The organism is Bradyrhizobium sp. USDA 3311 (assembly GCF_054062495.1).
In genome coordinates, this window is record NZ_JBSSFI010000001.1 from 2,504,019 (window position 1) to 2,520,446 (window position 16,428).

At 65.3% G+C, this 16,428-nt stretch carries 18 protein-coding genes; 13 read left to right on the forward strand and 5 right to left on the reverse strand.

What is annotated here, in order from left to right:
• Positions 1–20: 20 nt before the first annotated feature.
• The 10 genes from ACVWW6_RS11675 to ACVWW6_RS11720 all read left to right on the forward strand — a co-directional run bounded on the left by ACVWW6_RS11675 (position 21) and on the right by ACVWW6_RS11720 (position 7,493).
• Positions 21–257 carry a hypothetical protein gene (locus ACVWW6_RS11675; RefSeq protein ID WP_028173842.1) on the forward strand — a complete coding sequence of 79 codons (237 nt, stop codon included), beginning with the start codon at positions 21–23 and terminating at the stop codon, positions 255–257.
• Between the two features lie 2 nt (positions 258–259).
• Complete coding sequence (locus ACVWW6_RS11680; RefSeq protein WP_456680765.1) at positions 260–1,033, forward strand: metal ABC transporter ATP-binding protein; 774 nt, start codon at positions 260–262, stop codon at positions 1,031–1,033.
• Complete coding sequence (locus tag ACVWW6_RS11685) at positions 1,023–1,892, forward strand: metal ABC transporter permease (RefSeq protein WP_011090495.1); 870 nt, start codon at positions 1,023–1,025, stop codon at positions 1,890–1,892. Before ACVWW6_RS11680 ends, ACVWW6_RS11685 begins: the two co-directional genes overlap by 11 nt.
• Positions 1,893–1,897: 5 nt before the next feature.
• Positions 1,898–2,761 (forward strand): metal ABC transporter substrate-binding protein, encoded by an 864-nt coding sequence (locus ACVWW6_RS11690; protein ID WP_456680766.1) that lies wholly within the window; start codon positions 1,898–1,900, stop codon positions 2,759–2,761.
• Between the two features lie 54 nt (positions 2,762–2,815).
• Positions 2,816–3,862, forward strand: coding sequence for a CobW family GTP-binding protein (locus ACVWW6_RS11695; protein ID WP_011090493.1), 1,047 nt, complete (start codon positions 2,816–2,818; stop codon positions 3,860–3,862).
• Positions 3,862–4,881 (forward strand): WD40 repeat domain-containing protein, encoded by a 1,020-nt coding sequence (locus ACVWW6_RS11700; protein ID WP_456680767.1) that lies wholly within the window; start codon positions 3,862–3,864, stop codon positions 4,879–4,881. Before ACVWW6_RS11695 ends, ACVWW6_RS11700 begins: the two co-directional genes overlap by 1 nt.
• Before the next feature lie 30 nt (positions 4,882–4,911).
• Positions 4,912–5,628: an MgtC/SapB family protein gene (locus ACVWW6_RS11705; protein ID WP_011090491.1), complete on the forward strand. Its 717-nt coding sequence runs from the start codon at positions 4,912–4,914 to the stop codon at positions 5,626–5,628.
• Positions 5,629–5,632: 4 nt separating this feature from the next.
• A complete protein-coding gene (locus ACVWW6_RS11710) occupies positions 5,633–6,244 on the forward strand; it encodes a hypothetical protein (protein ID WP_011090490.1) in 612 nt (203 codons plus the stop codon).
• A 60-nt stretch (positions 6,245–6,304) separates the two neighbouring features.
• The gene (locus ACVWW6_RS11715; protein ID WP_028173847.1) at positions 6,305–6,637 is read left to right on the forward strand and encodes a hypothetical protein; all 333 of its coding nucleotides are present in this window, start codon (positions 6,305–6,307) and stop codon (positions 6,635–6,637) included.
• Between the two features lie 115 nt (positions 6,638–6,752).
• Entirely contained in the window at positions 6,753–7,493 is a 741-nt protein-coding gene (locus ACVWW6_RS11720) for an acetoacetate decarboxylase (RefSeq protein WP_028173848.1), read from the forward strand.
• A gap of 133 nt (positions 7,494–7,626) precedes the next feature.
• Here the strand turns inward: ACVWW6_RS11720 and ACVWW6_RS11725 are convergent, their stop codons facing one another.
• The 5 genes from ACVWW6_RS11725 to ACVWW6_RS11745 form a co-directional block, all read right to left on the reverse strand.
• On the reverse strand, positions 7,627–9,069 hold the full coding sequence (locus ACVWW6_RS11725; protein WP_456680768.1) for a homospermidine synthase: 1,443 nt from the start codon (positions 9,067–9,069) through the stop codon (positions 7,627–7,629).
• Positions 9,070–9,117: 48 nt separating this feature from the next.
• Positions 9,118–9,507, reverse strand: coding sequence for a RidA family protein (locus ACVWW6_RS11730; RefSeq protein ID WP_456680769.1), 390 nt, complete (start codon positions 9,505–9,507; stop codon positions 9,118–9,120).
• Positions 9,508–9,654: 147 nt separating this feature from the next.
• Complete coding sequence (locus ACVWW6_RS11735) at positions 9,655–10,242, reverse strand: GNAT family N-acetyltransferase (protein WP_456680770.1); 588 nt, start codon at positions 10,240–10,242, stop codon at positions 9,655–9,657.
• Between the two features lie 132 nt (positions 10,243–10,374).
• Positions 10,375–11,517, reverse strand: a complete 1,143-nt coding sequence (locus tag ACVWW6_RS11740; RefSeq protein ID WP_011090484.1) for a type III PLP-dependent enzyme — start codon at positions 11,515–11,517, stop codon at positions 10,375–10,377.
• Positions 11,518–12,178: 661 nt separating this feature from the next.
• Positions 12,179–12,430 carry a hypothetical protein gene (locus ACVWW6_RS11745; protein ID WP_011090482.1) on the reverse strand — a complete coding sequence of 84 codons (252 nt, stop codon included), beginning with the start codon at positions 12,428–12,430 and terminating at the stop codon, positions 12,179–12,181.
• A gap of 138 nt (positions 12,431–12,568) precedes the next feature.
• Between ACVWW6_RS11745 and ACVWW6_RS11750 the strand changes: the two genes are divergently transcribed.
• Genes ACVWW6_RS11750 through ACVWW6_RS11760 form a run of 3 tightly spaced genes read left to right on the forward strand, consistent with a single transcriptional unit; the run spans position 12,569 to position 16,415 of the window.
• Entirely contained in the window at positions 12,569–14,650 is a 2,082-nt protein-coding gene (locus tag ACVWW6_RS11750) for a M3 family metallopeptidase (RefSeq protein ID WP_304548755.1), read from the forward strand.
• Positions 14,650–15,288, forward strand: a complete 639-nt coding sequence (locus ACVWW6_RS11755) for a DUF1007 family protein (RefSeq protein ID WP_011090480.1) — start codon at positions 14,650–14,652, stop codon at positions 15,286–15,288. The genes ACVWW6_RS11750 and ACVWW6_RS11755 overlap by 1 nt, the downstream gene beginning before the upstream one ends.
• Positions 15,279–16,415 carry a nickel/cobalt transporter gene (locus tag ACVWW6_RS11760; protein ID WP_456680771.1) on the forward strand — a complete coding sequence of 379 codons (1,137 nt, stop codon included), beginning with the start codon at positions 15,279–15,281 and terminating at the stop codon, positions 16,413–16,415. The genes ACVWW6_RS11755 and ACVWW6_RS11760 overlap by 10 nt, the downstream gene beginning before the upstream one ends.
• Positions 16,416–16,428: the final 13 nt, after the last annotated feature.

Consider the following 16,428-nt stretch of genomic DNA (forward strand, 5'->3'; position numbering starts at 1 on the left):
TTATAATATAACGTCCAGACATGGTTCCCGCCGCGTCCCACGCCCACCATCACGACCATGCCCACGGCCATTCTCATGGCGACGCGCATTCGCACGGGCACGACCACACCCATGCCCACGTCCATGACGCGACCTCGCCGCATCCGGCCCAGGCGGCGCCCTGGTCGATCCTGCGCATGACCATGGCGGGCCGCCTCTCGGCCGCCGTTGCCGTCTGCGCCGTGCTCTGGGGCATCGTCTTTCTGGCAATGAGGTGACGATGGCGGCGCTGCATTTCCACAACGTCACGCTGGGCTACGACCGGCATCCGGCCGTGCACCATCTCAACGGCGAGGTTGCGCCGGGTGCGCTGGTCGCCGTGATCGGCCCGAACGGCGCCGGCAAGTCGACCCTGCTGCGCGGCATCGTCGGCATCCTCAGGCCGCTCGACGGCAGCATCCATCTCGGCGGGCTCGACTCCCGCGATATCGCCTATCTGCCGCAGAGCGCGGAGATCGACCGCAGCTTCCCCATTTCGGTGTTCGACTTCGTCGGCACCGGCCTGTGGCGCGGCACCGGCCTGTTCGGCGGAATCGGCAAAGCCGCGCGCGAAAAAATCCTCCGCGCGATCGGCGCCGTTGGGCTGAATGGCTTCGAGAACCGCCCGATCGGCACGCTCTCCGGCGGTCAGATGCAGCGCGTGCTGTTCGCGCGCGTGTTGCTCCAGGACGCGCGGTTGATCGTGCTCGACGAGCCCTTCAACGCCATCGACAGCAAGACCACGACTGACCTGCTCGCGCTGGTGAAGCGCTGGCACGGCGAGGGCCGCACGGTGCTCGCCGCGCTGCATGACATGGAGATGGTGCGCAGCCATTTCACCGAGACCCTGGTGCTGGCGCGCGGCCCTGTGGCATGGGGCCCGACGGCGGAGGTGCTGACGCCGGAGAACCTCATGGTCGCGATGCGGATGTGCGAGGCGTTCGACGACAGCGCCGCGGCCTGCGCGGCCGACGATGCCCGCTCGCGGGCGGGCGTGACCGCAAATGCTCCATGACGCGCTGATCGGTCCGTTCACCGAATTTGAGTTCATGCGGCGCGCGCTTGCCGCCGTGATCGCGCTGTCGCTCGCGGGCGCGCCGATCGGCGTATTCCTGATGCTGCGACGGATGAGCCTCGTCGGCGATGCCATGGCGCATGCGATCCTGCCGGGCGCGGCGGTCGGCTTCCTGCTCTCCGGTCTCAATCTGTTTGCAATGACGGCCGGCGGCCTGTTCGCGGGCTTTGCGGTCGCGATCCTCGCCGGTGTGGTCGCGCGCTCGACCGGGCTGAAGGAGGACGCGTCGCTCGCGACCTTCTACCTGGCCTCGCTGGCGCTGGGGGTGACCATCGTCTCGATCAAGGGCACCAATATCGACCTGCTGCACGTGCTGTTCGGCAACATCCTCGCGATGGACGACCAGACGCTGCTGGTGGTCGCCTTCAACGCCACGGTGACGCTGCTGGTGCTCGCCGTGATTTACCGCCCGCTGGTGATCGAGAGCGTCGATCCGTTGTTCCTGCGCACCGTCAGCCGGGCCGGGGGACCTGCGCATCTCGCTTTCCTCGCGCTCGTCGTGATCAACCTCGTCAACGGCTTTCAGGCGCTCGGCACGCTGCTCGCGGTGGGGCTGATGATCCTGCCGGCCGGCATCGCGCGGTTCTGGTCGCGCGATCTCACGGCGATGATCTGCATCGCGGTCGTCGCCGCCGCGGTCTCGGGCTATGCCGGCCTCGTGCTGTCGTTCCAGACCCGCGTGCCGTCGGGCCCTGCGATCATTCTGGTCGCGACCGTGCTCTACATCGTCTCGGTGCTGTTCGGCCGGGTCGGCGGTATCGTCCGGCAGCTGTTTCCCGGCCGGCATCTGGAAGCGTGACCGCAATGCGCTTCCTTCCGCTCCTTGCCTTGCTGCTGACCGCCTCGCCGCTGCATGCCGCGGAACGGCTCAACGTCGTCGCCAGCTTCTCGATCCTCGGCGACTTCGTCCGCAACGTCGGTGGAGACCGGGTCAGCGTCACCACGCTGGTCGGCCCCGACAGCGACGTCCATGTCTACACACCGGCGCCAAGCGATGCGAAGCGGATCGCGGACGCAAAGTTCGTTGTCGTCAATGGGCTCGGCCTCGAGGGCTGGCTGCCGCGCCTCGTGCAATCCTCCGGCAGCAAGGCAACGGTCGTCACCGCCAGCGCCGGCATCGCGCCCCTGAAGCTTGGCTCGGCTGCCGATCCGCATGCCTGGCAGTCCGTCCCCAACGCCAAGGTTTACGTGACGGATATCGCCAACGCGCTGGCCGCGGCCGATCCCGAGGACGCGGAGTTCTTCCGCGCCCAGGCCAAGGCCTATCTGGAAAAGCTCGAAACGCTCGACCGCGAGGTGCGCGAGGCCGTTGCGAAGATTCCGCCCGAGCGGCGCAAGGTGATCTCCACCCATGACGCCTTCGGCTATTTCGCCGCCGAATACGGTATCCAGTTCATCGCGCCGCTCGGCGTCTCCACCGAAACCGAGCCGAGCGCGCGGGACATCGCCGCCATCATCGGCCAGATCAAAGGCCAGAAGATCCCGGCGGTATTCTTGGAGAATATCAGCGACGACCGCCTGATCCGGCGGATCGCGGCCGAGACCGGGGCAAAGGTCGGCGGGACCTTGATTTCGGACGGTTTGACGGGTGAAAAGGGGTCCGCACCCACTTACATTGACATGGTCAGGCACAATATAAAGGCCCTGACCAGCGCGCTTGACCACTAGGGCAGGGGCCACCCCGCCTCGCGTCGCGCGAAAGAGCCCGACCCCGGAGTAGTTATGTCTGAAGCGACCTCCCAGAAAATTCCCGTGACCGTCCTGACCGGCTATCTCGGCGCCGGCAAGACAACGCTTTTGAACCGCATCCTTTCGGAAAACCACGGCAAGAAATACGCCGTCATCGTCAACGAGTTCGGCGAGATCGGCATCGACAACGACCTCATCATCGGCGCCGATGAGGAAGTGTTCGAGATGAACAATGGCTGCATCTGCTGCACCGTGCGCGGCGACCTCGTGCGCATCATGGACGGGCTGATGAAGCGCAAGGGCAAGTTCGACGCCATCATCGTCGAGACCACCGGCCTTGCCGATCCGGCGCCGGTGGCCCAGACCTTCTTCGTCGACGAGGACGTGCAGAAGAACGCGCGCCTCGACGCGGTCGTGACGGTCGCCGACGCCAAATGGCTGTCCGACCGTCTGAAGGACGCGCCCGAGGCCAAGAACCAGATCGCCTTTGCCGACGTCATCGTGCTGAACAAGACCGATCTCGTCACCAAGGGTGAGCTCGCCGAGGTCGAGGCCCGCATCCGCGCCATCAACCCCTATGCGAAACTCCACCGCACCGAGCGCTGCTCGGTGGCGCTGGCCGACGTGCTCGACCGCGGCGCGTTCGACCTCGACCGCATCCTCGACATCGAGCCGGACTTTTTGGAGGCCGACGATCACGACCACGACCATGATCATCACCACCACGGCCACGACCATCATCACCACGATCACGGCCACGGCCTGAAGCACTATCACGACGAGGACATGCAATCGCTGTCGCTCAAGACCGACAAGCCGCTCGACCCGAACATGTTCATGCCCTGGCTCCAGAACCTGGTGCAGGTCGAGGGCGGCAAGATCCTGCGCTCCAAGGGCATCCTCGCCTTCCACGACGACGATGACCGCTACGTCTTCCAGGGCGTCCACATGATGCTGGAGGGTAACCACCAGCGGAAATGGAAGGACGGCGAGCCGCGCGAGAGCCGCCTCGTCTTCATCGGCCGCGAATTGCCGGAAGAGGCCATCCGCAAGGGTTTTGAGAGCTGCATCGTCTCGTGATGAAAGAGTTTACGCCCGCCCCCGATTCCGCTTCGATCGTCTCCGTCACCGACCGCGTCAAGCCGGTCGCGCTCGGCATGGGCGTGACGTCGGTGCATTTCCTCGGTGACCGCGCCGCCTTCGTCGGCGGCGAGGAGAACGTCGCGTTCGTCGATAGCCAGGGCGAGATCACCACCGTCGCCGTCCACGGCGGCGGCATTCTCTCGACCGTGTCCGACGGCAAGCGCCTCGTCATGGGCGGCGACGACGGCAAGGTCGTGTCGCTCGATGCCAAGGGCGAGGTGACGTTGCTCGCCACCGACCCCAAGCGCCGCTGGATCGACGCGGTGGCGCTGCACGCGGACGGGGCCTTCGCCTGGTCCGCCGGCAAGACGGCGACCGTCAAGAGCGGCAAGAACGAGGAAAAGTCGCTCGAGGTGCCCTCGACCGTCGGCGGGCTTGCGTTCGCGCCGAAGGGCCTGCGGCTCGCGATTGCGCATTACAACGGCGCGACGCTGTGGTTTCCGAACATGGCGGCATCGGCCGAATTCCTGCCCTGGGCCGGCTCGCATCACGCGGTCACATTCAGCCCGGACAACAAGTTCCTGGTCACCGCGATGCACGAGCCGGCGCTGCACGGCTGGCGGCTGGCCGATAACCGCCACATGCGTATGACCGGCTATCCCGGCCGCGTTCGCTCGATGTCCTGGAGCGCGGGCGGCAAGGCGCTTGCGACCTCGGGTGCCGACACCGTCATCCTGTGGCCGTTCGGCAGCAAGGACGGCCCGATGGGCAAGGAGCCCGCGATGCTCGCGCCGCTGCAGGCGCGCGTCTCGGTCGTCGCCTGCCATCCCAAGAACGACATCCTCGCCGCCGGTTACAGCGACGGCACCGTGCTGATGGTGCGGCTGGAGGACGGCGCCGAGATCCTGGTCCGCCGCAATGGCACACCGCCGGTGGCGGCGCTCGCCTGGAACGCCAAGGGCACGCTGCTGGCGTTTGCGGATGAAAATGGGGACGGCGGCCTGCTGGAGCTTTGAACTGTCATCGTTCCGGCCGTATAGGGGGCCATGCGGTTTCTGACGACGTTCCAGATTGCTGATTTCGCCGACACGCTGGTCAGCCTGTTCACGGCCTTCGTGCTGGGCACGCTGATCGGCGCCGAGCGGCAGTATCGCCAGCGCACCGCGGGCCTGCGCACCAACGTGCTGGTCGCGGTGGGTGCGGCCGCCTTCGTCGATCTCGCCATGCACCTGACCGGGGCCGACGGCGCGGTGCGCGTGATCTCCTACGTCGTCTCCGGCATCGGCTTCCTCGGCGCCGGCGTTATCATGAAGCAGGGCATGGACGTGCGCGGGCTCAACACCGCGGCGACGCTGTGGGCCTCGGCCGCGGTCGGCTCCTGCGCCGGCGCCGACATGGTCGCGCAGGCGGCCGCGCTGACCGTGTTCGTCATCGCCGGCAACACCATGCTGCGCCCGCTGGTCAACGCCATCAACCGCATTCCGCTGAATGAGAAGACTTCGGAGGCGACCTACTATTTCAAGCTCGCGGTGGCGGCGGATGCCTTGCCCGACATGCGCGACCGGCTGGTCGAGAAGCTCGAGGGCGCAAAATATCCGGTGGCCGATATCGACGTGGTCGAGACCGGGGACGATCTGATCGAGATCGTCGCAAAGCTGGTCGCGACCGCGGTCGATCCGAACGAGCTGAACGCGGTGGCGACCGATCTTCAGCACCTGCCGGGCGTGCGCCACGCCACCTGGGAAGTCAGCACAACGGACTGAGGGCATGGCCGAACAGGCTCGCGGACTGTTTATGCGATTGTGCCGCCTAGCAATCCTGCGGATTGCGCTCTCGTCAGTTGTGCCGTTCATCGCTCCGGCGCATGCCGACAGAATCGGCTATGAGGGCGTCGTCGATATCTCGGCTGAGGCGGGGACGCTTCGCGCCGAACATCATCACGATTGGGGCTATAGTAGCGAAAAATCACGCTGGAAGATGATCTCTTCGACAAGAGACCCCTTCACCGCGGACAATGACTATTCCTATCTGCGCTTGCACGACACCACGACCGGTACAGAGTTATTTCGCCGCCCCGTTCCGGCACTGACATACATCTGGATTTCGCCCAATCTGAAATACGTTGTCGGGCTTTCGCACATCATGCTTTGGAATCCGTGCCAACTCGTTGTTTTTTCCAAGTCGGGCGATCGCTTGCTTGAACGGGACATGGTCAGCGCGGATTGGCCGGGAGTAAGATGGAGCGCGTCAAATTGGATCTACTGGTACAAAGAGCCCGCGCCGAAGATCGCCATCGCTGACGACGGGACTAACGCCACGCTCACAATCGAAGATCCGCTTGGGGTTCCCCGTCAGTTTCAGTTCCCGGCGGCTCGCTAGCCGCGGCGGAACCGGTGCGCTCCAATTTCGTTGATCCCGCGGACAAAGGCGGTGATCGACATGCCCGGCCAATATGACAAGCGCAGACTGAAAATCGACCTGATGATCGCCTGTTCGCTGTTTGCAGCCGGCGTCGTGGTGTCAGGCCTGTCGCTGGCGCAAATCCGCGCCGAGAGCCGGATGCAGACGGCGCAGGCGACAGGGCCGCTCCAGGGCACGCCGTCCGACGATCAGAGCAAGACTCCGGCTGAATCAAAGCCCGGCGGAGACCGGCCGACCACACCGGCGCCCGAGCCCGCGCGCCCCGATCCGCAGACGCAAGGCGCAGCCACCAAGCCGGCACTGCCGGCGGCGCCCGCGGAGAAGATCGCGCCGCCGATCAGGGAGAAGTAGCCCGACGGCCGGCATATTGTGACGCGCATTTGACGACCGATGCTAATTATACGATCTCGCATCGGCAGGCGGCCCGATCCATAATCCGTCACGCCAACGACAGATGGGGCCTCCCGTGAAGATCGAAGACGTCCGCCGCACCGCTTATTCGATGCCGCTCACCAATCCGGCATTTCCGCCGGGGCCATATCGCTTCTTCGACCGCGAATATTTCATCATCACCTACAGGACCGATCCCGAAGCCCTCGCCACCATCGTGCCCGAGCCGCTTGAGGTGGCGGAGCCGTTGGTGAAATACGAATTCATTCGCATGCCAGACTCGACCGGATTCGGCGACTACACCGAAACCGGGCAGGTGATCCCGGTCCGCTTCAAGGGCGAGGAGGGCGGCTACACCCACGCGATGTATCTGGACGACGAGGCCCCGATCGCCGGCGGCCGCGAGTTGTGGGGCTTTCCGAAGAAGCTCGCGAGGCCCAAGATCGAGGTCGAGAGCGACGTCCTGGTCGGCTCGCTGCATTACGGCTCGGTACTCTGCGCTTCGGCCACGATGGGTTACAAGCACCGCAAGGTCGACCACGACACGGTGCTGAAGTCGATGGCGTCGCCGAACTTCATCCTGAAGATCATCCCGCATGTCGACGGCAGCCCGCGGATCTGCGAGCTGGTGCGCTTTCATCTCGATGACGTCGTGCTGAAGGAAGCGTGGACTGGCCCTGCCGCACTCGGCCTGTTTCCCCACGCACTCTGCGACGTCGCCCGCCTGCCGGTGCGCGAGGTGATCTCGGCGCTGCATTTCAAAGCGGACCTGACGCTCGGGCTCGGCAGCGTGGCGTTCGATTACATGGCCAAGTAACGAACGTCATTCCGGGGCATCGCGCCAGCGATGAACTATGGTGCGCACTCGCGCACCTGAGAATCTCTTGCTAGGAACTTCGAGATCCCGGGTCTGCGCGCCTGGCGCGCATCCCGGGATGAGCCCTTCGGGGTCAACGCACCAGAATATTCCGGAACTGCCAGGGATCGCTGGTATCGATATCTTCCGGAAACAGTCCCGGACGGTCCGTCAGCGGCGTCCAGTCGGTGTAGAAACCCTTCACCGGGCCGAGATAGGGCAGCTGGATTTCCAGCAGGCGATCGAAATCCATCTCGTCGGCTTCGACGATGCCCTCGTTCGGGTTTTCCAGCGCCCACACCATGCCGCCGAGCACGGCGGAGGTCACTTGCAGGCCGGTGGCGTTCTGATAGGGCGCCAGTTTGCGGGTCTCCTCGATGGAGAGCTGCGAGCCGTACCAGTAGGCATTGTTGTCATGGCCGAACAGCAGCACGCCGAGCTCGTCGATGCCGTCGACGATTTCGTTCTCATCGAGGATGTGGTGCTTTTCCTGCATCTTCGCGGCGCGGCCGAACATTTCATGCAGCGACAGCACGGCATCGTCAGCCGGATGATAGGCGTAGTGGCAGGTCGGTCGATAGACCGCCGTGCCCGAGGCGTCACGCACCGTGAAGTAATCGGCGATCGAGATCGACTCGTTGTGGGTGACGAGGAAGCCGTACTGCGCGCCGCGGGTCGGGCACCAGGTGCGCACGCGCGTGTTGGCGCCGGGCTGCATCAGATAGATGGCGGCGCCGCAGCCGGCTTCGTGGGTCCGCGCATTCTCGGGCATCCATTTTTCATGGGTGCCCCAGCCGAGCTCGGACGGCTGCACGCCTTCCGACAGGAAGCCTTCCACCGACCAGGTGTTGACGAAGACGTCAGGCTCTTTCGGCTTCTTGGAGCGCTGGGTGTCGCGTTCGGCGATGTGGATGCCCTTGATGCCGGCCTGCCGCATCAGGTCCGCCCATTCGGCCTTGGTCTTCGGCTTGGGGGCATTGAGCTTCAGGTCGGCGGCGACATTGAGCAGCGCCTGCTTGACGAAGAAGGACACCATGCCGGGATTGGCGCCGCAGCAGGAGACGGCCGTGGTCGAGCCCGCCGGGCGCGCCTTCTTGGCGGCCAGCGTCACTTCGCGCAGGGCGTAGTTGGAGCGCGCTTCCGGGCCCTTCGACGAATCGAAATAGAAGCCGAGCCAGGGCTCGTTGACGGTATCGATATAAAGAGCGCCGAGTTCGTTGCAGAGCTCCATGATGTCGGTCGAGCCGGTATCGACCGAGAGATTGACGCAAAAGCCCTGGCCGCCGCCCTCGGTGAGCAGCGGGGTCAGCAACTCGCGGTAATTGTCCTTGGTCACGCCCTTCTGGATGAAGCGGACATTGTGGTTCTCGCAATGTGCCTTGCGGCCCTCGTCCTTGGGATCGATCACGGTGACGCGCGATTTGTCGTAGTCGAGATGCCGCTCGATCAGCGGCAGCGTGCCTTTGCCGATGGAGCCGAAGCCGACCATGACGATGGGACCAGTGATCTTCGCGTAGATCTGCGAGGCGGGGCTCATGGGATGGTTTCTCCGGAACGTGCTGACGGACAAAGGGTGAGGGGTGGATCAGGCGCCGCGGCGCTTGGCGGTCGCTTCGATCTCGACCTTCATCTCGGGCTTGTAGAGCGCCGAGACAACGAGGAGCGTTGCCGCCGGGCGGATGTCGCCGAGGACTTCGCCGCAAACGGCGAAATGGGCGTCTGCATCCTTGATGTCGGTGAGGTAGTAGGTCACGCGGACGATGTCGGCCATCTCGAAACCACCCTCCTTCAGGGCAGCTTCGATGGTCTTGAAGCAGTTGCGTGACTGGCTCGTGACATCGGCCGGCATCGTCATCGTGGTGTAGTCATAGCCGGTGGTTCCCGCGACGAAGGCGAAGTCGCCGTCGACCACGGCGCGGCTGTAGCCGGCGGTCTTCTCGAACGGGGAGCCGGTGGAGATCAGGCGACGGGACATGGGTTCGGCCTCGACTGAAAGAGGTGTTTCGCGGGGTTAAAGGGTGTTTCCGGGGCCTGCGCAACCCCAAAGGAAGTGAGCTTGGCGCGGGCGCGACCGGGCGTTGCTGCTCACTGCAGCTTCGGTCGTCGCCATCATGGCAATCCCTTAGGCCGCGTGCGCCTGGAGGGGGCGAACTACCCTCCGTTTGGCCAGGGCCGCGCCGGTCGGGACGATCATCCCCTCGGCGCCATCCAGCGCACCGGCCTGGAATTCGATCGCCAGCAGGCGGTCTCGCTCGAACGGGCCGGGCAGCATCAGTGCGCCGGTCCTCTCGGCCGAGAAGCCGAAACGCGCATAGTAGGGGGCATCGCCAAGCAGGATCACGGCGGCATGCCCGCGCGCCCGGGCGGCGGCCAGCGCTTGTTGCATCAGCGCGGCGCCGATCCCGAGCTCGCGGCAGGCAGGGTCCACCGCCAGCGGTCCGAGGACCAGAGCGGGCCTGCCTCCGGCGCTGACGTGCCACAGCCGCACGGTTCCCACGAGTGTCCCCTCGCGCACAGCCGACAGGGCAAGGCCTGAGGCAGGTGCACGTCCGTCGCGCAGGCGCTGGCAGGTGCGGCCATGGCGGTTCTCGCCAAAGCTGGCATCGAGCAGCACTTCACGGGCGGCGACGTCGGCAGCACGCTCCGCACGGATCGCGAACGGAGCGGCTTTCGAAGTGAGGGCGACTTGTGGCTTCCGAAAAGCAGTCATGGCGCGTCAGTCCCCGCTTGAACCGACATGCGATCAGCACGCCGGCTCAAGACGTCGTCAGAAATCAGAAATGTGAGGGAGGAGCCGGCAAGCCGGCTCCCGGGTTCGTCAGGCCTCAGACAGAGAGGCGGATCAGATGTGGTAGGTCTTCAGCGGCGGGATACCGTTGAACGCCACCGACGAGTAGGTCGACGTATAGGCCCCGGTGCCTTCGATCAGCACCTTGTCGCCGATCTCGAGCGTCACCGGGAGCGGATACGGGTTCTTCTCGTACAGCACGTCGGCGCTGTCGCAGGTGGGTCCCGCGAGCACGCACGGCGTCATGTCCGCGCCGTCATGGGCGGTGCGGATGGCGTAGCGGATCGACTCGTCCATGGTCTCGGCCAGGCCGCCGAACTTGCCGATGTCGAGATAGACCCAGCGCACCTCGTCCTCGTCGCTCTTCTTCGAGATGAGCACGACCTCGGACTCGATGATGCCGGCGTTGCCCACCATGCCGCGGCCCGGCTCGATGATGGTCTCCGGGATCTGGTTGCCGAAGTGCTTGCGCAGCGCGCGGAAGATCGAGCGGCCGTAGGTCACCACCGGCGGCACGTCCTTCAGGTACTTGGTCGGGAAGCCGCCGCCCATGTTGACCATGGAGAGGTTGATGCCGCGCTCGGCACAGTCGCGGAACACCTGCGAGGCCATCGCCAGCGCACGGTCCCACGCCTTCACCTTGCGCTGCTGCGAGCCGACATGGAAGGAGATGCCGCACGGCTCCAGGCCCAGGCGCTTGGCGACGTCCAGCACGTCGACGGCCATCTCCGGGTCGCAGCCGAACTTGCGCGACAGCGGCCACTCGGCGCCGGCGCAGTCATAGAGGATGCGGCAGAACACCTTCGCGCCGGGAGCGGCACGGGCGATCTTCTCGACCTCGGCGGCGCAATCGACCGCGAACAGCCGAATGCCGAGCGCGAAGGCGCGCGCGATGTCGCGCTCCTTCTTGATCGTGTTGCCGAAGGAGATGCGGTCGGGCGTAGCGCCAGCGGCCAGCGCCATCTCGATCTCGGCGACGGTCGCGGTGTCGAAGCAGGAGCCCATGGAGGCGAGCAGGGCCAGCACTTCCGGCGCCGGGTTCGCCTTGACGGCATAGAACACGCGGCTGTCGGGCAGCGCCTTGGAAAAGGTCTGGTAATTGTCGCGCACGACCTCGAGGTCGACGACGAGGCACGGCTCGGTGTCCCGGCCCTCGCTGCGGCGGTTGCGCAGGAATTCCTGAATACGTTCGGTCATAGCACTCTCCCAAACGGCCCAGCGACGGGGATCCGTTCAAAAAATGACGTCGGATAAGAGCGCTCTGGCCGGATTGCGCGATGGAGGCGCAACGAAGCCAAAAGACTCAAACCAGACTGTGCTGCCGTGGATTGGTTGGGAATTTCCCGCCCGCACACCTGGCAATGAAGGACAAGCCTTTTCAGTAGCCCGCGCCGGCGTTGGACTGCCGGTAGAGACCAAAAAAGCCCGATCCGTCGTTGCTTTAAGTCGCGTCCCCCGTTGAGAGCGGGGTGCGCCGGTTCGCCTCCGGCTGCCAGTCACGGTTGCAAAGAGCGAAGTCACCTTCGACAAGGCATCTCTTTGAGAGAGATGCTGGACGCTTCGGGTTCGCTTCGTCTTATCGACTTCCGCGCTTCCGAAGAGCCCCTCGGCTTCTTCACCCCTTGGCGGCTGTCCGGCCTCTTGTCCGGATACCTACCGACTGACACACGACCACAGGCACGTGCGAAATTGGGCAAGAGCGCACATAAGCGTTTTGACTCTGCTTCGCAACAATTTTTTTAGGCTGAGAACAGATTTGCCTAACATCTGCTTGCGCAGTGTTGCGCGAGCGACGCGGAAGATGAACGCGCGTTAAGTTTTCAAGCCTGCGCGCGTGTCTCTCTCGCGCGAGCGAGCGTCAGCCGCGCTTCGTGAAGGGCTCGACGCGCTGCGCGGCGCGGACGAACGCGGTCATCACCAGCACGCCGAGTGCGAACAGCACGGCCTGGAGGATGTGCGCGCCCTGATCGCCTAAACCGAACAGGATCGCGAGCGCCCAGCCGCCGGCAAAGGCCGCGCCGAACACCTCCGCGCCGATCAGGATGGCGGCGCTGATGACGGTGATGACGCTGGGCCAGACGATCTGGCGGGAGGAGGAAGGCGCGTTCATGGGGCTCAGGGATCCCTAGTCTTCGAGGGCCGCAATCTCTCCGAAAAGGCGGGCGGGAGCAAGGCCAAATGGCCCAAAAAAGCCCGATCGCATGCTATAGCTGGCCGCAACAAACCAGCTCGAAAACCGGGACTTGCGATGTCAGAAACCCGCCAAACTACGGACCCAGAGACCAACCCGCTGCTGAAGGCCTGGGTGACGCCGTTCGCGACCCCGCCCTTCGACGAGATCACGCCGGAGCACTTCCTGCCGGCCTTCGAGCAGGCCTTCGCCGACCATTCCGCCGAGATCGCGGCGATCACCAACGACCCGGCCGCGCCCGACTTCGCCAACACCATCACGGCGCTGGAGCGCTCGGGCAAGCTGCTGAGCAAGGTGGCGGCGGTGTTCTACGACCTCGTCTCGGCGCATTCCAACCCGGCCATCCTGGAGATCGACAAGGAGGTTTCCTTGCGGATGGCGCGGCACTGGAATCCGATCATGATGAACGCCGTGCTGTTTGGTCGCATCGCCCAGCTGCATGAGAACCGCGCCAATCTGGGTCTTTCGCCCGAACAGCTCCGCCTGCTGGAGCGCACCTATACCCGCTTCCACCGCGCCGGCGCCGGCCTCTCCGAGGAGGCCAAGACGCGGATGGCCGAGATCAACGAGAGGCTCGCCCAGCTCGGCACCGGCTTCAGCCATCATCTGCTCGGCGACGAGCAGGAATGGTTCATGGAGTTAGGGGAGGCCGACCGCCAGGGCCTGCCGGAGAGCTTCGTCGCCAGCGCCAAGGCTGCGGCGGAAGAGCGCGGCATGGCCGGCAAGGCCATCGTCACGCTGTCGCGGTCGTCGGTCGAATCGTTCCTGAAGAGCGCAGGCCGGCGCGACCTGCGCGAGAAGGTCTACAAGGCCTTCACCGCGCGCGGCGACAACGGCAACGCCAACGACAACAATACGACCATCGTCGAGATCCTGAAGCTGCGCGAGGAGAGCGCGAACCTGCTGGGCTATCCGACCTACGCCGCCTACCGGCTCGAGGACTCCATGGCCAAGACGCCGGAAGCGGTGCGGGGGCTGCTCGAGCGGGTCTGGAAGCCGGCGCGCGCCCGGGCGCTCGCCGATCGCGACGAGATGCAGACGCTGATCACGGAAGAGGGCGGCAATTTCAAGCTCGCGCCGTGGGACTGGCGTTTCTACGCCGAAAAGCTCCGCCTTCAGCGGGCCAATTTCGACGACGCTGCGATCAAGCCGTATCTCGCGCTCGACCACATGATCGCTGCCGCCTTCGACTGCGCCACGCGCCTGTTCGGCATCACCTTCGAGGAGCGCAAGGACGTGCCGGTCTGGCACCCGGACGTCCGGGTCTGGGAGGTGAAGGGGCGGGACGGCAAGCACAAGGCGCTGTTCTATGGCGACTACTTCGCCCGGCCGTCGAAGCGCTCCGGCGCCTGGATGACCTCGCTGCGCGACCAGCAGAAGCTCGACGGCGACGTCGCGCCGCTCGTTCTCAATATCTGCAATTTTGCCAAGGGGGCCGGCGGCGAGCCCTCGCTGCTGTCGCCTGACGACGCCCGCACCCTGTTCCACGAGTTCGGCCACGGCCTGCACGGCATGCTGTCCAACGTGACCTATCCGTCGCTGTCGGGCACCTCCGTGTTCACCGACTTCGTCGAGCTGCCGTCGCAGCTCTACGAGCACTGGCAGGAACGGCCCGAGGTGCTCCAGCAATTCGCCCGCCACTACCAGACCGGCGAGCCGCTGCCGGACGACCTGCTCCAGCGCTTCCTCGCCGCGCGAAAATTCAACCAGGGCTTTGCCACGGTCGAGTTCGTCTCCTCGGCGCTGGTGGACCTCGAATTCCACACCCAGCCGGCCGCGGCGGCCAGCGACGTACGGGCCTTCGAGAAGAAGGAGCTGGAGAAGATCGGCATGCCCGAGGAGATCGCGCTGCGTCATCGGCCGACGCAATTCGGTCACATCTTCACCGGCGACCATTATGCCGCCGGCTATTACAGCTACATGTGGTCGGAGGTGATGGACGCCGACGCCTTCGGCGCGTTCGAGGAGGCCGGCGACATCTTCGATCCGGCCGTCGCAAAACGTCTGCATGACGACATCTACTCCTCGGGCGGATCGGTCGATCCGGAAGCCGCCTATGAGGCCTTCCGCGGCCGCCCGCCGGAGCCCGACGCACTGCTCCGCCGCCGCGGCCTGCTCGACGACGCCAGGGCGGCCTGATGGGTATGCGCGCCCTGCTCGGTCTGTTGCTCGCCGCCGTCCTCACGCTCGCGGCGGGTGCGGCGCGCGCGCATCCGCATGTCTGGATCACCGCGACCAGCGAGCTGCTTTACGCCGCGGACGGCAGCATCACCGGCGTCCGCCACGCCTGGACCTTCGACGACATGTTCTCGGCCTATGCCGTGCAGGGGCTCGAGAGCAAGACAAAGGGCGCCTATACGCGCGAGGAGCTGGGGCCGCTGGCGCAGACCAATGTCGAGTCGCTGAAGGAATATGCCTACTTCACCTTCGCGCGAGCGGACGGCAAGAAGGAGCGATTCCAGGAGCCGGTCGACTACTTCCTCGACTACAAGGATACGGTGCTGACCCTGCACTTCACGCTGCCGCTGAAGAACCCGGTCAAGCCCAAGCAACTGGTGCTCGAAGTGTTCGACCGTTCCTTCTTCATCGACTTCCAGATGGCCAAGGACAATCCGGTCAAGCTGGTCGGCGCGCCCGCCGGCTGCCAGATGAAGCTGGACCGGCCGAACGACGGCTCGGCCACCGCCCAGAAGCTCAACGAGCAGACCTTCCTGAACGGCGAGAACAGCAATTTCGGCATGATGTTCGCCAACAAGATCACGGTGGATTGCCCTTGACCGGTCGCCTGCATTCGCCGCTTGCCCGCGGGCTGCTCGCCTGTGCTGCGGTTGTCGTCGTGCTCGGCGTGGCCGATGCCGCGCTTCACGATCTCCTCGCGCAAAATCCGTTCGGCGCACCGAGACCCGCGCCGGCGGCCGAGCCCGAGGCCAGCGGCATCATCGGCTGGCTATTGGCAAAACAGTCGGAATTCTATCGCCAGATGTCGGCGACCATCCGCGCCGCCAAGTCCGACGGCTCGGCGGTGTGGACGCTGCTCTTCATCTCGTTTGCCTATGGCATCTTCCATGCCGCCGGCCCCGGCCACGGCAAGGCGGTGATCGCCTCCTATCTCGTCGCCAACCGCGAGACCGCGCGGCGCGGCATCGCGCTCTCGTTTGCCTCGGCCCTGATGCAGTCGGTGGTCGCGATCCTGATCGTCGGCATCTCGGCCTGGATCCTGAATGCGACGGCCAAGACCATGTGCAAGGCCGAAGGCGTGATCGAGATCGCAAGCTATGGCCTGATCGCGCTGTTCGGCCTGCGGCTGGTCTGGGTCAAAGGCGGCGCCTTCATCCGCGCGCTTCAGGCGACCCAGCCTGTGCCGGCGATCGCAGGCGTGCCGCAGCACCATGATCACGGCCATCACCACCATCGTGAGGCGCATGATCATCATGATCACGATCACCATGATCATGGTCACGCCCATCACGATCACGATCACGATCACGATCACGGGCACGACCACGTCCACGACGAGCATTGCGGCCATTCCCACGGTCCCGCGCCGAGCGAGCTTGCCGGGCCCGGCGGCTGGCGGCGCGGTTTTGCCGCGATCCTGATCGTCGGCATCCGCCCCTGCTCGGGCGCGATCCTGGTGCTGGTGTTCGCGCTCGCCCAGGGCCTGTTCTGGGCCGGCATCGCCGCGACCTTCCTGATGGGGCTCGGCACCGCGATCACGGTCGCGGCCATTGCCGTCGTCGCCGTCTCCGCCAAGGACATTGCCGCCCGCCTGAGCGCAGGGCGCGACGGCGGCGGCGCACTATTCATGCGCGGCATCGAATTCGGCGCCGCAGGTCTCGTGCTGCTGTTCGGCGTCGGCCTGTTGTTCGGCTACATCGCCGCCGAACGGACGACGTGTTTTTGACCGGAGCACTTCG